General features: G+C 64.1%; 14 protein-coding genes. 10 read left to right on the forward strand and 4 right to left on the reverse strand.

What is annotated here, in order from left to right; all coding sequences use genetic code 11:
- The first annotated feature begins 19 nt into the window (after positions 1-19).
- Positions 20-643 (forward strand): TetR/AcrR family transcriptional regulator, encoded by a 624-nt coding sequence (locus RCH11_RS01305; RefSeq protein WP_327055177.1) that lies wholly within the window; start codon positions 20-22, stop codon positions 641-643.
- A 95-nt stretch (positions 644-738) separates the two neighbouring features.
- On the forward strand, positions 739-1,014 hold the full coding sequence (locus RCH11_RS01310; protein ID WP_327055178.1) for a DUF5652 family protein: 276 nt from the start codon (positions 739-741) through the stop codon (positions 1,012-1,014).
- Positions 1,015-1,178: 164 nt separating this feature from the next.
- On the opposite strand, the gene RCH11_RS01315 is transcribed toward RCH11_RS01310, so the two are convergent.
- Positions 1,179-2,129 (reverse strand): cation diffusion facilitator family transporter, encoded by a 951-nt coding sequence (locus RCH11_RS01315; protein WP_327055179.1) that lies wholly within the window; start codon positions 2,127-2,129, stop codon positions 1,179-1,181.
- A gap of 248 nt (positions 2,130-2,377) precedes the next feature.
- Here RCH11_RS01315 and ileS point away from each other — a divergent pair, with 248 nt between their 5' ends.
- From ileS to ndk, 4 genes are read left to right on the forward strand one after another with little or no spacing between them, the layout of a single operon-like run.
- Entirely contained in the window at positions 2,378-5,677 is a 3,300-nt protein-coding gene (gene ileS, locus RCH11_RS01320) for an isoleucine--tRNA ligase (protein ID WP_327055180.1), read from the forward strand.
- Complete coding sequence (locus tag RCH11_RS01325; protein ID WP_327055181.1) at positions 5,670-7,082, forward strand: bifunctional folylpolyglutamate synthase/dihydrofolate synthase; 1,413 nt, start codon at positions 5,670-5,672, stop codon at positions 7,080-7,082. The genes ileS and RCH11_RS01325 overlap by 8 nt, the downstream gene beginning before the upstream one ends.
- On the forward strand, positions 7,079-7,510 hold the full coding sequence (locus tag RCH11_RS01330) for a DUF4233 domain-containing protein (RefSeq protein ID WP_327055182.1): 432 nt from the start codon (positions 7,079-7,081) through the stop codon (positions 7,508-7,510). Before RCH11_RS01325 ends, RCH11_RS01330 begins: the two co-directional genes overlap by 4 nt.
- Positions 7,511-7,517: 7 nt before the next feature.
- The gene (ndk, locus tag RCH11_RS01335; RefSeq protein ID WP_327055183.1) at positions 7,518-7,934 is read left to right on the forward strand and encodes a nucleoside-diphosphate kinase; all 417 of its coding nucleotides are present in this window, start codon (positions 7,518-7,520) and stop codon (positions 7,932-7,934) included.
- A 55-nt stretch (positions 7,935-7,989) separates the two neighbouring features.
- Here the strand turns inward: ndk and RCH11_RS01340 are convergent, their stop codons facing one another.
- Together RCH11_RS01340 and RCH11_RS01345 are read right to left on the reverse strand one after the other, a co-directional pair.
- On the reverse strand, positions 7,990-8,907 hold the full coding sequence (locus tag RCH11_RS01340; RefSeq protein ID WP_327055184.1) for a DsbA family protein: 918 nt from the start codon (positions 8,905-8,907) through the stop codon (positions 7,990-7,992).
- A 73-nt stretch (positions 8,908-8,980) separates the two neighbouring features.
- A complete protein-coding gene (locus tag RCH11_RS01345) occupies positions 8,981-9,964 on the reverse strand; it encodes a vitamin K epoxide reductase family protein (protein ID WP_327055185.1) in 984 nt (327 codons plus the stop codon).
- Positions 9,965-10,383: 419 nt separating this feature from the next.
- Between RCH11_RS01345 and RCH11_RS01350 the strand changes: the two genes are divergently transcribed.
- From RCH11_RS01350 to RCH11_RS01365, 4 genes are all read left to right on the forward strand, one after another.
- The gene (locus tag RCH11_RS01350; RefSeq protein ID WP_327055186.1) at positions 10,384-13,065 is read left to right on the forward strand and encodes an Rne/Rng family ribonuclease; all 2,682 of its coding nucleotides are present in this window, start codon (positions 10,384-10,386) and stop codon (positions 13,063-13,065) included.
- An 87-nt stretch (positions 13,066-13,152) separates the two neighbouring features.
- A complete protein-coding gene (locus tag RCH11_RS01355; RefSeq protein ID WP_442788987.1) occupies positions 13,153-14,136 on the forward strand; it encodes a permease in 984 nt (327 codons plus the stop codon).
- Positions 14,129-14,887, forward strand: a complete 759-nt coding sequence (locus RCH11_RS01360) for a TIGR03943 family putative permease subunit (protein ID WP_327055188.1) — start codon at positions 14,129-14,131, stop codon at positions 14,885-14,887. Before RCH11_RS01355 ends, RCH11_RS01360 begins: the two co-directional genes overlap by 8 nt.
- A complete protein-coding gene (locus tag RCH11_RS01365; RefSeq protein ID WP_327055189.1) occupies positions 14,868-16,292 on the forward strand; it encodes an Ig-like domain-containing protein in 1,425 nt (474 codons plus the stop codon). Before RCH11_RS01360 ends, RCH11_RS01365 begins: the two co-directional genes overlap by 20 nt.
- A 186-nt stretch (positions 16,293-16,478) precedes the next feature.
- Here RCH11_RS01365 and RCH11_RS01370 read toward each other — a convergent pair whose 3' ends face one another.
- The gene (locus RCH11_RS01370; RefSeq protein WP_327055190.1) at positions 16,479-16,748 is read right to left on the reverse strand and encodes a DUF4031 domain-containing protein; all 270 of its coding nucleotides are present in this window, start codon (positions 16,746-16,748) and stop codon (positions 16,479-16,481) included.
- Positions 16,749-16,770: the final 22 nt, after the last annotated feature.

Here is a 16,770-nt window from a genome sequence, read left to right on the forward strand (position 1 = left end):
CGCCCGTCCGGAGGAATAGATGATTCCAGCCTCGCAGAATGCCGTCGGCCGCCCGCGCGCGTCGTCTCGTGCCGTCATTGAGGATGCCGCCGCTGAGCTGTTTCTGGAGAACACCTACGCGCTCACCACGATCGAGCACATCACGCAGCGCGCCGGGGTGAGTCGCAACACTTTCTTCAATTATTTCGATGCAAAGAGCGACGTGCTGTGGGTGGAGCTGGATGCCGCGATCGATCGTCTTTCACGCGAGCTGCAGGCGGTACCGCGGGGTCGCCCGGCGCTCGAAGAGATTCGTGCGGCGACCATCCGCGTTGTCTCGGACATCGGAGTAGACCGCGTGCCACTCGCACTGACCCAGGACGATGTGATGGGCACCGCGGAGGAGACCAGGGTGTCCGGTCTCGCGCGGCTCGCACGGCGCTCCGACCTGATCGCCGACTTCCTTGCTGGGCACCTTCTGCGTTCCCCGAACGATCTCCTCGTGCTCAGCGCGGCCAACGCGCTCTCCGGCGCGATCTCGGCCGCCTGGACGGTGTGGGCGCGGGACGGGATCGGCCGCCGGCCCCTCGCCGAGTACATGTCAGAGGCCTTCGACGTGGTCTCGAATGGGCTTGAGTTCGCACTGGGCACGACGTCGGTTTAGAGTGACGTCGCGTTGCAGGGGTAGCGGGGCTGAGACGAGGCGGGCGGGACGTTTGACCCTGTACCGGCGCGGATTACGGGCGCAGAATTGCTGCCATGGCACAGTGGATGGAACATAAGCGACCCGAGCCCGCCCAGATCGCGCTGATCTCGGTGCTGGCGGCCTGGACTCTCGCCTGGAAGGGCGCCTCGCTCTGGCATGCGGCGAAGGATGACAGCAAGCCGTGGTTCATCGCGCTGCTGCTCAGCAACACCGCGGGACTGCTCGACGCGCTCTACATTTTCCGAGTGAGTCGCACGCGCAAGTTGGCGGTGGAGGATGCCCGCCGGGATGAGGACTACCCGCAGCAGACCCACAGCGTCGAGGACTGACCTCTCCGCCCCGACGGGCGCCGATGCGCGGGAGAGTTACAGCCGCAGCAGCCCCGGTGAAATGTGGCGTGTTCGACAGCAGATTTTGAGCTCAGCATCCGCTCAACATCAGTTTTTCGCAGGAATCCGCGGTTCTCTGCTGTTGAACACCCGGGCGGCGGCCATTAGACCGCCACCAGTGACGGCTCGTCGGGGGTCGACAGCGACAACAGGGCTTCTTCGATGTGCTCGTCGTCACGCAGGGCCTCCTCGATGCGACGCAGGGAGTAGGCCACGTGGGTCTCGGTATCGTCACCGACGATATCGACAGAGGCCACAAGGAAGACCTTACCCGGCCCCACAAACTCGAGGTGCAAATAGGTCACCCGTTCGATCTCGGGGCGGCCGAGCAAACGGTCAAGAACGTCGTTGCGTAGTCGGGTATCCGGGACCTCGCCAACGAGGAACCGCCGGTTACGGTCGATCAATACGATCGCAATGATGCCGAGCAGTAGACCGATGAAAATTGATCCGGCGGAGTCGAAGGCCGCCTGGCCGGTGAGCTGGTGGAGAAAGATTCCGAGGAAGGCGATCACGAGACCGATGAGGGCAGCTGCATCCTCAGCGAACACGGCTCTCAGTGTGGCGTTCGAGCTCGTGAGGGCGAAGTGTCCCGCACTGGTGCCGCGCCTCTTGCCGCCGGCCCTGGCCTGGCGGAAAGCTTGCGTGAAGGAGACGCCCTCGAGCACGACGGCCACCGCGAGCACGATGTAGGCGATGCCGAAGTCCGTGACATCTTCCGGCGCGAGGAGTTGCTGGATCCCGTGCCAGATCGAAACCACCGCACCGGCAGTGAAGATTCCGAAGGCTGCGAACATGGACCAGACGTAGGCCTCACGGCCATACCCGAGCGGATGTCCGTCGTCACGCGGCTTCATTGACCGACGATCGGCGATCAGCAGGAATATCTCGTTGGCGAAATCGGCCCAGGAGTGCGCGGACTCGGCGACCATCGACGCGGATCCGGTGATCAGCGCCGCGATGGTTTTCGCAATCGCGATGACCAGGTTGGCGCTGAGCGCAATCAGGACGGTGAGCGATCGGCCTACAGCTGAGATGGGCGCAGGTGCGGTCATCGATTCAGTCTGGCACGTCACGTAGAATTGGTGTCAACGACACCGATCCGGCCATCACCGGGGAGTCTTCGGAAGAGCGGCGGTCGTCCACGGACGGCTGCCGGGTAGAACCGAACGGGTCTGGCCCGTCATCGCCAACGAACAAGCGGTCGCCCTGCAGAGGGTGGCAAGCGGGGTGGTACCGCGCGATCCGAAATCAAATTCTGGGATCGCGTCCTCGTCCAGTTGAACGTGCGACCTGGAGAGACATGACCTACCCATTGACCGATGCGACGAACTCTGATGATGACGCGCTGAGCGCGTCCCCGGACTTCCCGGCGATCGAGAACGGCATCCTCGCCTTCTGGAAAAGGGACGACACCTTCCAGGCCTCCATCGACCAGCGCGAGGGCTGCCCGGAGTGGGTCTTCTATGACGGCCCGCCCTTCGCCAATGGCCTCCCGCACTACGGGCACCTGCTCACCGGCTATGCCAAAGACCTGTTTCCGCGTTACCAAACCATGCGAGGCAAGCTCGTGAACCGGCGATTCGGCTGGGACACCCACGGGCTCCCGGCCGAGCTCGAAGCCATGCGCCAGCTCGGCATTACCGAGAAGCACCAGATCGAAGAGATGGGTATCGCCACCTTCAACGAGAAGGCGCGTGAGTCGGTGCTCGAATACACCCATGAGTGGGAGGACTACGTCACCCGCCAGGCTCGCTGGGTTGACTTCGAGAACGACTACAAGACCCTCGATATCACCTTCATGGAGTCGGTGATCTGGGCCTTCAAGCAGCTCCACGATAAGGGCCTCGCCTACGAGGGTTTCCGCGTGCTCCCGTATTGCTGGCATGACGAGACTCCACTGTCCAACCACGAGTTGCGTATGGATGATGACGTCTACCGCATGCGGCAGGACCAGTCCGTGACCGTCACGTTCCCCCTCGACGGACCGAAGGCGGAAACCCTCGGGCTGACCGGGGTCAAGGCGCTCGCCTGGACGACCACGCCGTGGACGTTGCCGACCAACCTCGCACTGGCCGTTGGGCCGACAATCGTGTACGCCGTCGTTCCGAGCGGACCGCTCGGGGCCTCCGATGGTTCGGCGGATGGTGTGGCCGAGTTCCTGCTCGCAGCAGACACTGTCGCGAACTACCCGAAGGACCTCGGCTACGGCTCGGCCGAGGCCGCCGTCCAGGCGATCAGCCGCACCCTGCTCGGAGCCGAGCTCGGGGGAATCACCTACGCGCGGCTTTGGGACTATTACGCCGACACCGAAACCTGGGGTACCGAGAATGCGTGGCAGGTCCTCGTGGCCGACTACGTTGCCACCGGTGAGGGCACCGGCATCGTGCACCAGGCGCCCGCCTACGGTGAAGACGACCAGGTCACCTGTGCCGCGGCCGGCATCCCGGTGATCATCTCCGTCGATGATGGGGGCAAATTCCTCCCCCAGATCGCGGATGTCGCGGGGCTTCAGGTCTTCGACGCCAATAAGCCGCTCGTGCAGAAGCTGCGCGCCGACGGCCGTCTGCTGCGCGTGGCGAGCTACGAGCACAGCTACCCGCACTGCTGGCGCTGCAAGAATCCGCTCATCTACAAGGCCGTGTCGAGCTGGTTCGTCAGCGTCACCAAGTTTCGCGACCGCATGGGTGAGCTCAACGAGCAGATCAACTGGGTGCCCGAGAACGTGAAAGACGGCCAGTTTGGCAAGTGGCTTTCCAACGCCAGGGACTGGTCTATCTCGCGCAACCGCTACTGGGGATCACCGATCCCGATCTGGAAGAGCGACGACCCGGAGTATCCGCGTGTCGATGTCTACGGATCGCTCGACGAGCTCGAGGCCGACTTTGGGGTGCGCCCGACGGACTTGCACCGACCGTTCATCGACGAACTGACGCGACCAAACCCGGACGATCCCACCGGCCGGTCCACGATGCGTCGGATCGAAGACGTGCTCGATGTGTGGTTCGACTCCGGGTCGATGCCGTTCGCGCAGGTTCACTACCCTTTCGAGAACGCGCAAGTTTTCGAGCAGCACAACCCTGCGGACTTCATCGTCGAGTACATCGGGCAGACGCGCGGCTGGTTCTACATGCTGCATGTGCTGTCGACCGCGCTGTTCGACCGACCCGCCTTTCGCAACGTGATCAGTCACGGCATCGTGCTCGGCAGCGACGGGCAGAAGATGTCAAAGTCGCTCCGCAACTATCCGGATGTCTCGGAGGTCTTCGATCGGGACGGCGCGGATGCGATGCGCTGGTACCTGATGTCGTCGTCGGTGATCCGCGGGGGCAACCTGGTGGTGACCGAGGAGGGCATCCGCGAGGGAGTGCGCCAGCTCATGCTGCCGCTCTGGAACAGCTACTACTTCTTCACGCTCTACGCCAACGCTGCCGAGCACACCGCCACGCTTCGCATCGACTCGACCGACGTGCTCGACCGCTACCTGCTCGCGAAGACCCGCCAGGTCATCGGCGATGTCACCCTGCACCTTGACAACCTGGACAGCCCGCTCGCCGCGAACGCGCTCCGCGATTTTGGCGACGTTCTCACCAACTGGTACGTGCGTCGCAGTCGCGGCCGCTTCTGGAGCGGCGACAGTGCCGACGCCTTCGACACGCTCTACACGGTGCTCGAGACCATCACCAGGCTCGCGGCACCGCTTCTTCCGCTCGTGGCGGAGAAAATCTGGAAGGGACTCACCGGCGGTCGCAGCGTTCATCTCACCGACTGGCCGGATGCCGCGATGTTCCCCGAGGATGACGCACTCGTCGCCACGATGGACCGCGTTCGCGAGATTGCGTCGTCGGGGCTTGGCCTACGTAAGGCTACGGGATTGCGCGTGAGACTTCCCCTCGCGGAGCTGATCGTCGTCGCTGAGAACTCGGCCGACCTGCGAGTCTTCGCCGACATCCTGCGCGACGAACTGAATGTGAAGGCCGTCGTCGTGCGGGAACTCGCCGAAGAGAGCCTCATCGAGTTCGGCATCCAGCGGAAACTCACGGTGAACTCCCGCGCGGCCGGGCCGCGCATCGGCAAGCAGGTGCAGCAGGTGATTCAGGCGGCCAGGGCAGGCGACTGGGCTCCGAGCGGCGACACCGTCGTGGTCGGCGGCATCGAGCTTCTCTCCGCAGAGTTCGAGCTGCAGCTGCAGGCGGCGGATGACGCGCAGGCGATCACCTTTCTGCCCGGCGGCGGCTTCGTGCTGCTCGACACCGAGACAACCTGGGAACTCGAGGCGGAGGGCCTCGCCCGCGACCTCATCCGCGGGGTGCAGGACACGCGGAAGGCAGCCGGCTTCCAGGTGAGTGACCGTATCGACCTCAGGCTCTACTTCGAGTCCTCGTCGGAGCGGGCCGGAGTCGAGCCTTTCGAGAACACCATCGCCGAGGAGACCCTCGCGCTGGCGATCACCGTTGTCGAGACCGACGGGGGTGTGGAGGCGTACGCTGCGCAGCACGGGCGCGCCGGCGCATTCCGCTCGCTCATCCGGGCCGGACAATATGCGAACAGCGGCGACGTGCTCGTCGAAGTAACGATCCATGGAGCAGCAATCGATGTCTAAGAACCCCACTCCCGACAATACCGATCCGGGCAGCAACGATCCCGAGCTTGGCGACGACGCGCTTTTCCAGAAGGATGCCGACCGCGTCTACCAGGAGCTGCTCGCGCGCATCGGCGAGGGGCATCCGCAACCGCGCCTCGCGGCGACCAGGCGCGTGGTCGAGCTGCTTGGCGATCCGCAGCGCTCGTACCCGATCATCCATGTCACCGGTACGAATGGCAAGACCTCGACCAGCCGCATCACCGAGAGCATCCTGCGCGCCTACGGGCTGCGCACCGGGCTCTTCTCCAGCCCGCATCTCGTGCGGGTGAATGAACGCATCCTCATCGATGGCGAGCCGATCACGAACGAGGCGTTTGTCGCCAACTACCGCGACATCAAGCCGTACCTCGACATGGTGGATGCCGAACTCCGTGCGGCAGGCGATGCCCCCCTGGCCTTCTTCGAGGCCTTCACCGCTCTCGCCTATGCGAGCTTCGCCGACGCCCCGGTGGATGTCGCGGTGATCGAAGTCGGTCTCGGTGGCGAATGGGACTCCACAAATGTGGGCGACGGCCAGGTCGCGGTGTTCACTCCGATCTCGCTCGACCACACCGCGCGCCTCGGCAATACCGTCGCGCTCATCGCTGCCACGAAGGCCGGCATCATCAAGCCAACTGCGGCGGTCGTGACCGCGACCCAGCCGGTGACCGCCCTCGCCGAGCTCGTGCGTGCCAGCGACCTGATGGAGGCGAGCCTCGCGGTGCAGGGCACCGCCTTCGAGTTGCTCTCAAACACCGTCGCGGTGGGCGGCCAGGTCATCTCGGTCCGCGGACTCGCCGGAACCTACACCGACCTCTTCCTTCCGCTCTTCGGTGATCACCAGGCGCAAAATGCGACGGTCGCTATCGCCGCCGTCGAGTCGTTCCTGGGGGGAGGCAAGCAGATGCTGGTGGGTGACGTGCTGACCGAAGGCATTACGACGGCGACGTCACCCGGGCGCCTGCAGGTCATCGGTATCGAGCCAACGGTGATCATTGATGCCGCGCACAATCCCGATGGAGCTCAGTCGCTCGCGGCGGCACTCGGTAGCTACTTCACCTTCGACGAGGTCGCCATCGTGCTCGGCGTACTCGAGGACAAGGATGCCAGCGGTATTGTCGCGGCCCTCGCGCCGGTGGCCGAGGTCATGCTTGTCACCGCCTCGAGCTCAGAGCGCGCCATTGCCGTGGACGACCTCGCGGAAATCGTGCGCGAGGTTGCCCCCGATAGCTCCGTGGACGACTACGACACACCAAGCGAAGCGATCGCGGCCGCGCGGGCCTGGGCCGCGAAAGCACCCCGCCGCGGAGTCGTCATCACCGGTTCAATCACCCTCATCGGCGACGCCCTGGTGCTCGCGGCGGCAGAAGGATGGAAGCGATGACCGAGACGGATGGTACGCACCGACGCCGCACGCGGGTGCGGCGCCTGCGCTCGGCCTCCGAATCGCTGCTCTCGATTGCCCTGCTGCTTGAGGCTGTGCTCGTCTTCTTCGTGGTGATGGTGGCCTACGGCCTCAAGGTGCTCCCGCCCGGAGCGGTGTTCGGCGGGGGAGCTCTGCTTGTCGTCCTGCTGATCGTTGCGGGTCGACTCGCCGGGAGTGCGGCGGGGGTCTGGCTGGGCTGGGTGCTTCAGGCCGCGCTAATCGCCATCGGCATTTTGCTTCCCCTGATGTACTTCATCGGCGCGATCTTCGCCGTTATTTGGATTTACTGCTTCATCACCGGTCGGCGTCTCGACCGCCAGAAGGCGACATACCTGCGCGACAATCCCACATTCCCCACCGACCAGCCCGCGTCACCCAACAATTAGGAGCCCGATGAGCACCGAAGAAACACTCGTCCTGGTCAAGCCTGACGGCGTGTCCCGCAACCTTACCGGCGAGATTCTGCGCCGCATCGAAGCGAAGGGGTATCAGCTCGTCGACGTCAAGCTTGTGCAGGCGAGCCGCGAATTGCTCGCAAAACACTACGAGGAGCACTTGGGCAAGCCGTTTTACGAGCCCCTTGTCGAGTTCATGGAAAGCGGGGCGATTGTGGCCTTTCGGGTCACCGGTGAGCGTGTGATCGAGGGATTCCGTTCCCTCGCCGGTACCACCGATCCGACCACTGCGGCACCCGGCACCATTCGCGGGGACCTCGGCCGCGACTGGGGGCTGCGCGTGCAGCAAAACCTCGTGCATGGATCAGACTCCCCAGAGTCCGCTGCACGTGAACTGGCCCTCTGGTTCGACTGACTCCTGGCGTCCGCCCCTCGCGAGTTCACGGGAACAGACAGGACTTTCTGGCGCGCTATGGGGTCGTTGAGCCTGCGAGGCCGGTGGCCTGGCCCACGAAAGTCGGGAAGTCGGTCGAGTTGTTCCAGCGCTTGCCATTGACGTAAACGGTCGGAGTACCGAAGGAGCCCGAGGCAGGGCTGACGAGGGATTTGTCGGTCGAGGTCGCGCGGGACACGTTCGCGACCCAGCTCTTGTAGGTCTCATTATCGATACAGGAGTTGATTTTCGTATCCGTGATCCCGGCATCCGAGAGCAGCTTCTTCATCGCCGAGTTCGAGAGGCCGGTGGACCCCTCCGCGGGCTGGTTGGAATAGAAGGCGGTCTGGGCGTCCAGGAATTTGGCCGGATCGTAATTTGCGACACACGCGGCGACGTTGGCCGCCCGACTCGAGTAGCGACTTCCGGCATAGTTCTGGTCGAGGATGGCGATCGTGTGCACCTCGAGTGTCGCTCCTCCACTGGCGACAAGGCGGGCGATGTTGCTGGCGTAGGACGCTTCGAAGCTCTTACAGGCGGGGCAGGCCCAATCCACGTAGGTGACGATGTGTGCCACCTTGGCGGCGGCGTCCGCCTTGGTCGGGGTCAGTGTGCCGCTGGCCGGTGCCGCGGTCGTCTTCGTGGGGGTGATCGCCCCGGATTTCCCGGTAAACAAGATGCCTGCGCTGGCCATGTTGCGGGGTCCCGAGCCGCCGCCGGAGCCGCGGTTCACCCCGACGACAACGACCACGACGATGGCGACGATCGCGAGCACCGCAATGCCGATCCCGCCCTGCAGGAAGATTCGGTTGCGGCGCTGGCGTTTCTTCTCGGCCTCGCGTTCGCTGCGGGCGGTCTCGCGAGCAGCCTCCCGACGATCCTTTTTGCCCGGGGCCGAATTCGTGTTGCCGGTGGGAACCATGTGCGTGTGACCAACATTCTGTGTATTAGACAAGGGTATGAGGGGAAATTACAGAACAAAGCTACAAGTCCTCGATGTCACGGCTGTGCGTTGGCCGTGTGAGCGACTACAGGTGATTGATCAAGTCGAGTCGCAACTGGGCGATGATTGCCACGATGACGTAGCTCAGCAGCGTGATCAGGGGTACATACGAGTATGCCGCCGCAGCGATCCGGCGGATCGATGCCGGCACCGGAATATGCCCGGTTTTAAGGTTGTAGAAGGTGACCAACCAGAAGCTGGGGATCACGACCGACCATGTTGCCATGCACCAGGGGCAGAGGGTGTGCAGCTCGAAGATGCTGGTGTAGACAAGCCAGATTACGAACGCGAGAGCGAGCGTCACTCCCACGTTGATCGCGATCCAGAACCACCGCGCGAACGAAACTCCGCTGATGATGAGCGTTGCGATCACGAGGAGTGCCATCCATCCGCCCACGCCAAGCAGTGGATTCGGAAAGCCGAATAGCGAGCCCTGCCACGACTTGAGATTCGTGCCGCACTGCACGAGAACGCTGATGTTGCAGGAGGGAGCGATGTTCGGGGTCGTGAAGGTTCCCACCTTGTCGATGGTGAGCCGGAACGCCGCAAAGAATCCGGCAACGGACGCCACCGCCAGGAAGATTCCGAGCTCGAGCGGACGCCCGTCTCGACGAAGCCGGGGAACAGTGAGGGCGAAAACGACCGCCATGAGCACGAGTTGCGCCGCGAGCAGCCAGGTGAAGGCGAGGTAAGTGGCCCAGACCTGGAAGACCACTCCAACCGCAAAGATAGTCGCCAGTGCTCGCCACCACGCAGGGGAGATCACGGCTCCCGCGAGCTGGGCGACACCGATCGTGAGGGCGATGACGAAGAGCGCCATCGAGAATACCGACGACGGATAGCCGAGCTCGATGTCGGCTCCGATCAGCTTCGGGATGCCACTCGCCGACTCGATACCCGCGAACGCGGCTACTGTGCTCGCGAACGACACAACCACACCGAACGCGCCCACCACAGTGAGGGTGGGAATGCCACGCCGCAAAAGGAAAGTCGGTGGTGTCGTGGTCACCCTGAGGATTATTGCATGGGCCAAATGCAGCGTTACTGGCAAGGCATGCGATAATTTGTCTTAGTCATGCGAGCCGCGCTCGATGTGACGCCAAAGAATGCTTACCGGGCACTGTGTGATGAAACCTGAGGGTTGCCGCATACAACAACCGGGCCGCGCTGAATCGGCTTCGATCTGACAAGGATCATCGTCCATCGCGAGCGTGTCGGATAGCGAGTTCCGAACAGAATCACCAAGACAAGCGAACGAAACCAGAGCCAGCCCCAGCGTGTCACAGCGACCGGGGGCCGGAGCCGGTTTCCAAGCGAAGAATTAGCGGCACATCGACCGAAGCCAGAATTGCCAGAGTCGAAAACCGCGACGAGAGAGCACCCGACGGGCCGCGCGGCTTCCTGTTCCGGGCTAGGAGTGCACCAGCGATGGTGGAGAAAACTACACACAACAATGACGGTTCGGCGCAGAACGAACCGAAGAAGCGTTCGCGTCTCTTCGGCTCGCGTCGGGCATCGAAGGTTATCGCGGCTCCGGAACCGGCAGTCCTCCCGCAGCCCGTTGCGCTGGAACCGACGATGTCTGCACAGCCGACCACGTCCGAAGCGAAGGCCGAGCCGTCGAAAGCTGAGCAGCTGACCACGGATGCCGCGCCGGTGATGGCCGACGCACCCGCGAAGCGCGCTTCCGGCCGCCGCGCCTCGTCCAAACCAGACGCCGCCAAACCAGACGCCGCCAAACCAGACGCCGGAGAGCTCGAGGCCGCAAAGCCCGTCACCGCGGCTGTCGACGAGAAGCCCGCGGTCGAAGCCCCAGCGACCGCGCCGAAGAAGGCGCCCCTCGCGCGCCCGACCACTTCGCTGCTCTTCCAAGCGCCGGATCTTCCCGTGCTTCCCCCGCGATCGGGAGCGCGCGACGACGATTTCGACGACGAGCCCCGCGACAGCCGCCCCCCGCGCAACTCGCGAAACACGCGCAACAGCGATCGCACCGAAGACAGCGACCGCGACCGCCGGGATGACGACGGCGAGCAGACGACACTCCGTCGCCGGTCACGCCGACGCGCCGGTGACGAAGACCGCGACTCTGGCATCCCGAACGCCGCCAACTCCAACCCGACCAACACGGTCGTCAAGGTGCGCGCTCCACGCCCCGCGCCCGAGCTGAGCAATGAGCCGACGAAGGTGCGCGGCTCTACCCGTCTTGAGGCGAAGAAGCAGCGGCGCCGCGACGGTCGTGACGCGGGCCGCCGCCGCCCGGTGATCACCGAGGCCGAGTTTCTCGCCCGCCGCGAGAGCGTTGACCGCAAGATGGTGGTGCGCTCCAAATTCGACCGTATCCAGATCGGCGTGCTCGAAGACGGGGTGCTTGTTGAGCACTATGTCGCCAAGGCAGCGGACGCCAGCCTGATCGGCAATGTCTACCTCGGTCGCGTGCAGAATGTGCTGCCGAGCATGGAGGCGGCGTTCGTCGACATCGGACGCGGCCGCAACGCGGTGCTCTACTCGGGGGAAGTGGACTGGGAGGCCGCAGCGGAGAACTCCGCCGACGGTAAGAGCCAGGCCCGTCGCATCGAACTCGCCCTCAAGCCCGGTGACAAGGTGCTCGTGCAGGTGACGAAGGATCCAGTCGGCCATAAGGGCGCCCGTCTCACCAGCCAGGTCAGCCTTCCGGGACGCTACCTGGTGTACGTTCCCAACGGGTCGATGAACGGAATCAGCCGCAAGCTGCCCGACACCGAGCGCGCGCGTCTCAAGAAGATACTCAAAGAGGTACTGCCAGAGAACGTCGGCGTGATCGTGCGCACAGCGGCCGAGGGCGCAACTGACGAACAGCTCACGCTGGACGTCAATCGCCTCACCGCACAATGGGCCGCGATCAGCGCCACTCTCGAGAGTGTCCAGGCTCCTGCGCTGCTGCACAGTGAGCCGGACCTTCTGGTCAAGATCGTGCGAGATGTCTTCAACGAGGACTTCCACGAGCTAGTCATCGAGGGTGCGGATGCCGAATTGACGATAACGACCTACCTCTCGCAGGTGGCCCCCGATCTCGTCGATCGGCTGCAGACCTACGAGGGCACCGTCGACTCGTTCGACCAATACCGCATCACCGAGCAGATCGAGAAGGCGCTCGACCGCAAGGTCTGGTTGCCCTCGGGTGGTTCGCTTGTCATCGACCGCACCGAAGCGATGACGGTCGTCGACGTCAACACCGGCAAGTTCGTCGGCTCTGGTGGGAACCTCGAAGAGACCGTCACGAAGAACAACCTCGAGTCGGCGGAAGAGATCGTGCGCCAGTTGCGCCTGCGTGACATCGGGGGAATCATCGTGGTCGACTTCATCGACATGGTGCTCGAGTCAAACCGTGATCTCGTGCTTCGTCGCCTGGTGGAATGCCTCAGCCGTGACCGCACCAAGCACCAGGTCGCCGAGGTCACCTCGCTCGGCCTGGTGCAGATGACTCGCAAGAAACTTGGCCTCGGCCTGATCGAGTCGTTCAGTGAACCCTGCGAATTCTGCGCCGGTCGCGGCATCATCATCCACCACGACCCGGTCATCCGACATCGCCAGTCGGCCCAGCCGGAGACCCCGCGTCGCGGTCGCGGCAAGGGTGGCAACGGCAACGGTAACGACTCCGGGCGCTCGAACGGCGCGGTGAACAACGGGTCGTTCGCTGGGCAAAAGCCCAACGGCGGAACCCACGCCATCACTGACGACGTGAAGAACGCGCTCGCCCAGATCGCGGCGTCGACCATCGCGCATGCGCCGGTCGAAGAGCGTCCCGTAGCCGAGGCATCCGCTGTCCCGACCGGGGAAACCACAGAACCAGGGGTCGCAGTCGAAGCGCCGAAGGTCGAATCGGCGACAACCAGCACAGGAGAAATCGCGGAAGAGGCCGCAGTGGAGATCCTCGATATCCCGGTGAAGAAAAACTCGCGCAGCCCGCGACGGATCTCCACCCACGACGCTGAGCAGATCCTCGACTCGGTGCTCGACGCGCTTCCCGAACCGAAGCAGCCGGGGCAGGGGCGCTCGCGCGTCTCTCGCCGTGCGTCCAGCGCCGGCACTGTGCGTACCTCCGAGTCGTCCGAGGGTTCGAGCAACACGTAGCGTGCCGGGGTGCCGACTTCACCGTCACGCCGTAAGATTCCGCGGGTGGGCATCGGGGTAGCAGAGCGCAAGCGAAGCAGCATCCGGATGCCCACCATCGTTGGCCTCCTCGTTGGGCTTTCGGGCATCGCCGCTGTCTTCGTCGTGCGAGCGCTCACGCCTGCCCTCGGCCCCTGGTCGCTGCCCAACCGGGTTCAGGATCTTCTTACGCTGTCGATCAGCGTGATCACGGAGTCACTGCCGTTCGTGATCCTCGGCATCGTGCTGTCGATCCTGGTGCAGGTCTGGGTTCCCGACCGCTGGATCATGCGCATTCTGCCGCGCAACGAGTTTCTCCGGCGGGCGATGATCTCGTTTCTCGGCATATTCCTCCCGGTGTGCGAGTGCGGCAACGTGCCGCTCGCCCGCGGTCTCATTGTCAAGGGCTTCACGGTCTCGGAGTCGATGACTTTCCTGCTCGCGGCCCCGATCGTCAACCCGATCACGATCCTCACCACCGGGCAGGCCTTCGGCTTCGACAGCTGGATCTTTGCAGCCCGCCTCGTGGGGGGCTTCGTCATCGCCAACGTGATCGGATGGCTCTTCTCGAAGCACCCCGACCAGGACAGTCTGCTCACCGACCGCTTTGCCGCTGAATGCCGCCTGCCCGACCCGCACGAACACGACCAGACCCGCTGGCAGAAGAGCGTTGAGCTCTTCACCCGCGAGAGCGGTGTCATCATGCCGGCACTGTTCATCGGCTCGCTCATCGCCGGTCTCGTTCAGGTGGCCGTGCCTCGATCGGTGCTGCTGAGCCTCGGAAGCAACCCGCTCTGGTCGATCCTCGCGATGATGGCGCTCGCGTTTGTGATCTCCGTCTGCTCCAATGTCGACTCGTTCTTCATCCTGCCCTTCGCCAGTACCTTCATGCCCGGTTCGATAGCCGTATTCCTCGTCTTCGGGCCAATCATCGATATCAAGATGCTCACCCTCATGCGCACCACGTTCCGCGCGAAGGTATTGGTGCAGCTCACCGTGATCGTCGGGTTGCTCAGCGCCCTGATCGGATTGGTCGTGAATTATCTTGCCTAGGTTCACCCGGTGGCAGGGCATCGCCCTGTGCGTCGCCGCCCTCGTCTCGACTGTCTGGCTCGCTGTCACCAACCAACTCATTCTGTACATCCACCCGCGGTACATCGTCTTCACTGTGATCATGACCGTTCTCGGGCTTGTGCTGGTGGTGGCGAGCTTCGGGCGATCGCCGGATCGCGAGCACGATCAGGAGCACGGGGAACCCACTCCGCGCGGCTACCGCAGGGCGATCACTGTCGCTGGCACGGTGCTCACCCTGGTGGTGGCGATCGCACTCGTCATCGTCCCTCCCGCGACCCTCACCACCGCCACCGCAGACCAGCGCGTGATTAACAGCACCCAGGTGGGCTCTGGCACGAAGACGGTGGACTCCGCGGCATCCGCTCCCGCTGGTGCGTTCGCGCGTTTCACTGTGCTCGACTGGTCGTCGCTGTTGCGCCAGACGACCGACGCGAGCTTCTACCGCGACAAGGCAGCGAATGTCGTGGGATTCATCACCAAGGACGCGGATGACCCGCAGAACGTCTTTTACGTCTCCCGTTTCGTGATCACCTGCTGCGCGGTCGACGCCCAACCGGTGGGCGTGCCGGTCTTTCTCCCCAACTGGCAGAACCGTTTCGCGGCCGACCACTGGGTGAAGGTGAGCGGGTCGTTCGAGAGTAATCCCAGCACGAAGAGCCAGCAGTCCATCGCCCTGGTACCCACCGCGACGACGAAAGTGGATCAACCGAGTGAGCCATACCTCTACTGACGATACGGATGCGGCGGCGGAGGCGGCCCGTCCGTTCCGTCGCGCCCTCGCGATCACGGTGGTCGCCCTCGTGCTCTTCGTCGCAGGATTCGCCGGGCTCAACTACCTGCAGGGTCCCAAGCTATCCAGCGGCAGCGTCGATGCCGGTCGTGTGGTCGTGCAGGGCGGCCAGCAGCTACGGCTGTTCGCCAACCAGAGCATCCGCACGGTCGCCAAGAAGCACGTGTCGGTGAATCCAGCGGTGACGTTCACGGTGAGCACTTCCGGCGCCGTCATCGCCGTGCAATTCACGGACCGCCTCCGGTACGGCACGAAATACTCGGTTCGGGTCTCCGATGTCGCCAACGCCTTCCAGCCGCGGGTATCAACCTTCGACTACACGTTCACCACTGCCCCCGCAGAGATCTACTACCTCGACCGGGCCGACCCGGCCACGGGGGCAGGGCAGGATGATTCGATCATTCGCACCGGGCTGAGCGGCAACGAGCGCACCGTCGTCTACTCGGCACCTCGTATCCAACAATTCGTGGTCTTCGCGCAGGCGATCGCCGTCACAACTCTCGCCGATGACGGCACCAGCTCCCTCTCGCTGGTGGGGCTCTCCAGCAAACTGGTCGAACAAATCCCGCTGCCGGGCGTCGGCACCATCGACGAACTCCAGGGCGAATCGAATGCCGGTCTCCTCGGCTTCGTTTTCACCAGCGCGGGACCGGCCGCCGCCCGCGAGTTCAATTCCGTACTGATGCGCATCGACCTCAGCGGCGCCCACACCGTGGCTCCCGTGCCCGACCTCGCCGGTACGCCGCTCAAGGCGCTCGGCTGGGGCTTCCTCGGCGGCAGCACGAGCATCATCGCCCAGGGCGAGGACCAGACCGTGCTTCTGATCGATGCCTCGAAATCCGCACCCCCGGTGCCCCTCGGACAGTACACGGAGCTCGGACGGAGCTCGCCCGATGGAAAAACGATCGTGGTGAGCGACGTCTTCGGCAAGATCGCCTATTCGCTGGCCGACGGCACAAAGACCCGCATCCCCTCGCTACCGATCGCCGGGGCATCCACCTACGGAGGCGATGTCGTGCTGCTGGGAAAGGATATGGCCCGGGTACAGCAGGTAGCCGTGTTCGATTCGGCCACGGGCGGCAAGTTCCAGAGCTACCTCGTCTTCGAGAGTGGCACAACTGCCCGGGTTCTGTACCAGACGAAGGACGACGCAGGCAGCATCGAGGGCTTCAGCATCTCGCCGAACGGCCAGTTCGTCGCGGTGAATGTCATTCCGGACTACGCAAACAGTGTTTCGGACGGCTACCAGGTCGATGCGCAATCCACCTCCATCAGAACCGTCTTCATCGATATCGCCAGTGGCGCAGTTGTGCGCAGCGTCGAGGGTTCTGACGAGAGCTGGTAGTGCTACTTCTGCTGCAGTTCCCACTGCCGTAGTCCGCTCGTGGCGGGGGATACGCCGTCTCGCGGAGTCCACTTTGCCTCGTGGCGGGAGTTACGCCTCCCGCCGGGAGGAGTTTTCCCCGCCGCGACGAGTTCGTACGCCGGGTGACGGCGTGCGTCCCGCCGACGTTCGCGGCGGGGGATGCAGCTACCGCCGACGGTCGCGCTGGGAGACTCGCAGTCCGCTCTCGCGCAGTCGTTCCACGAGTTGCCGGATGCTCACCGGTTCCGCCCCGGCAGCCACCATCTCGTCGTACCTGGTCTCGGGCACGTCGTAGTGGTCGAGGTCGAAACCTCGACGAGGGATGCCCATCCGACCGGCGAAGTCGTGCAACTCCGTCAGAGAGCTGTCACTCACCAGGTGGGACCAGAGCATCCCGTGCGCTGGCCACCTAGGCTTGTCGATCAGGACGGTCATTGGCCGATTCTAAACAGGAAGG

Origin of the sequence: Glaciihabitans sp. GrIS 2.15 (genome assembly GCF_035984695.1) — a bacterium.
Taxonomy (GTDB): Bacteria; Actinomycetota; Actinomycetes; order Actinomycetales; family Microbacteriaceae; genus Lacisediminihabitans.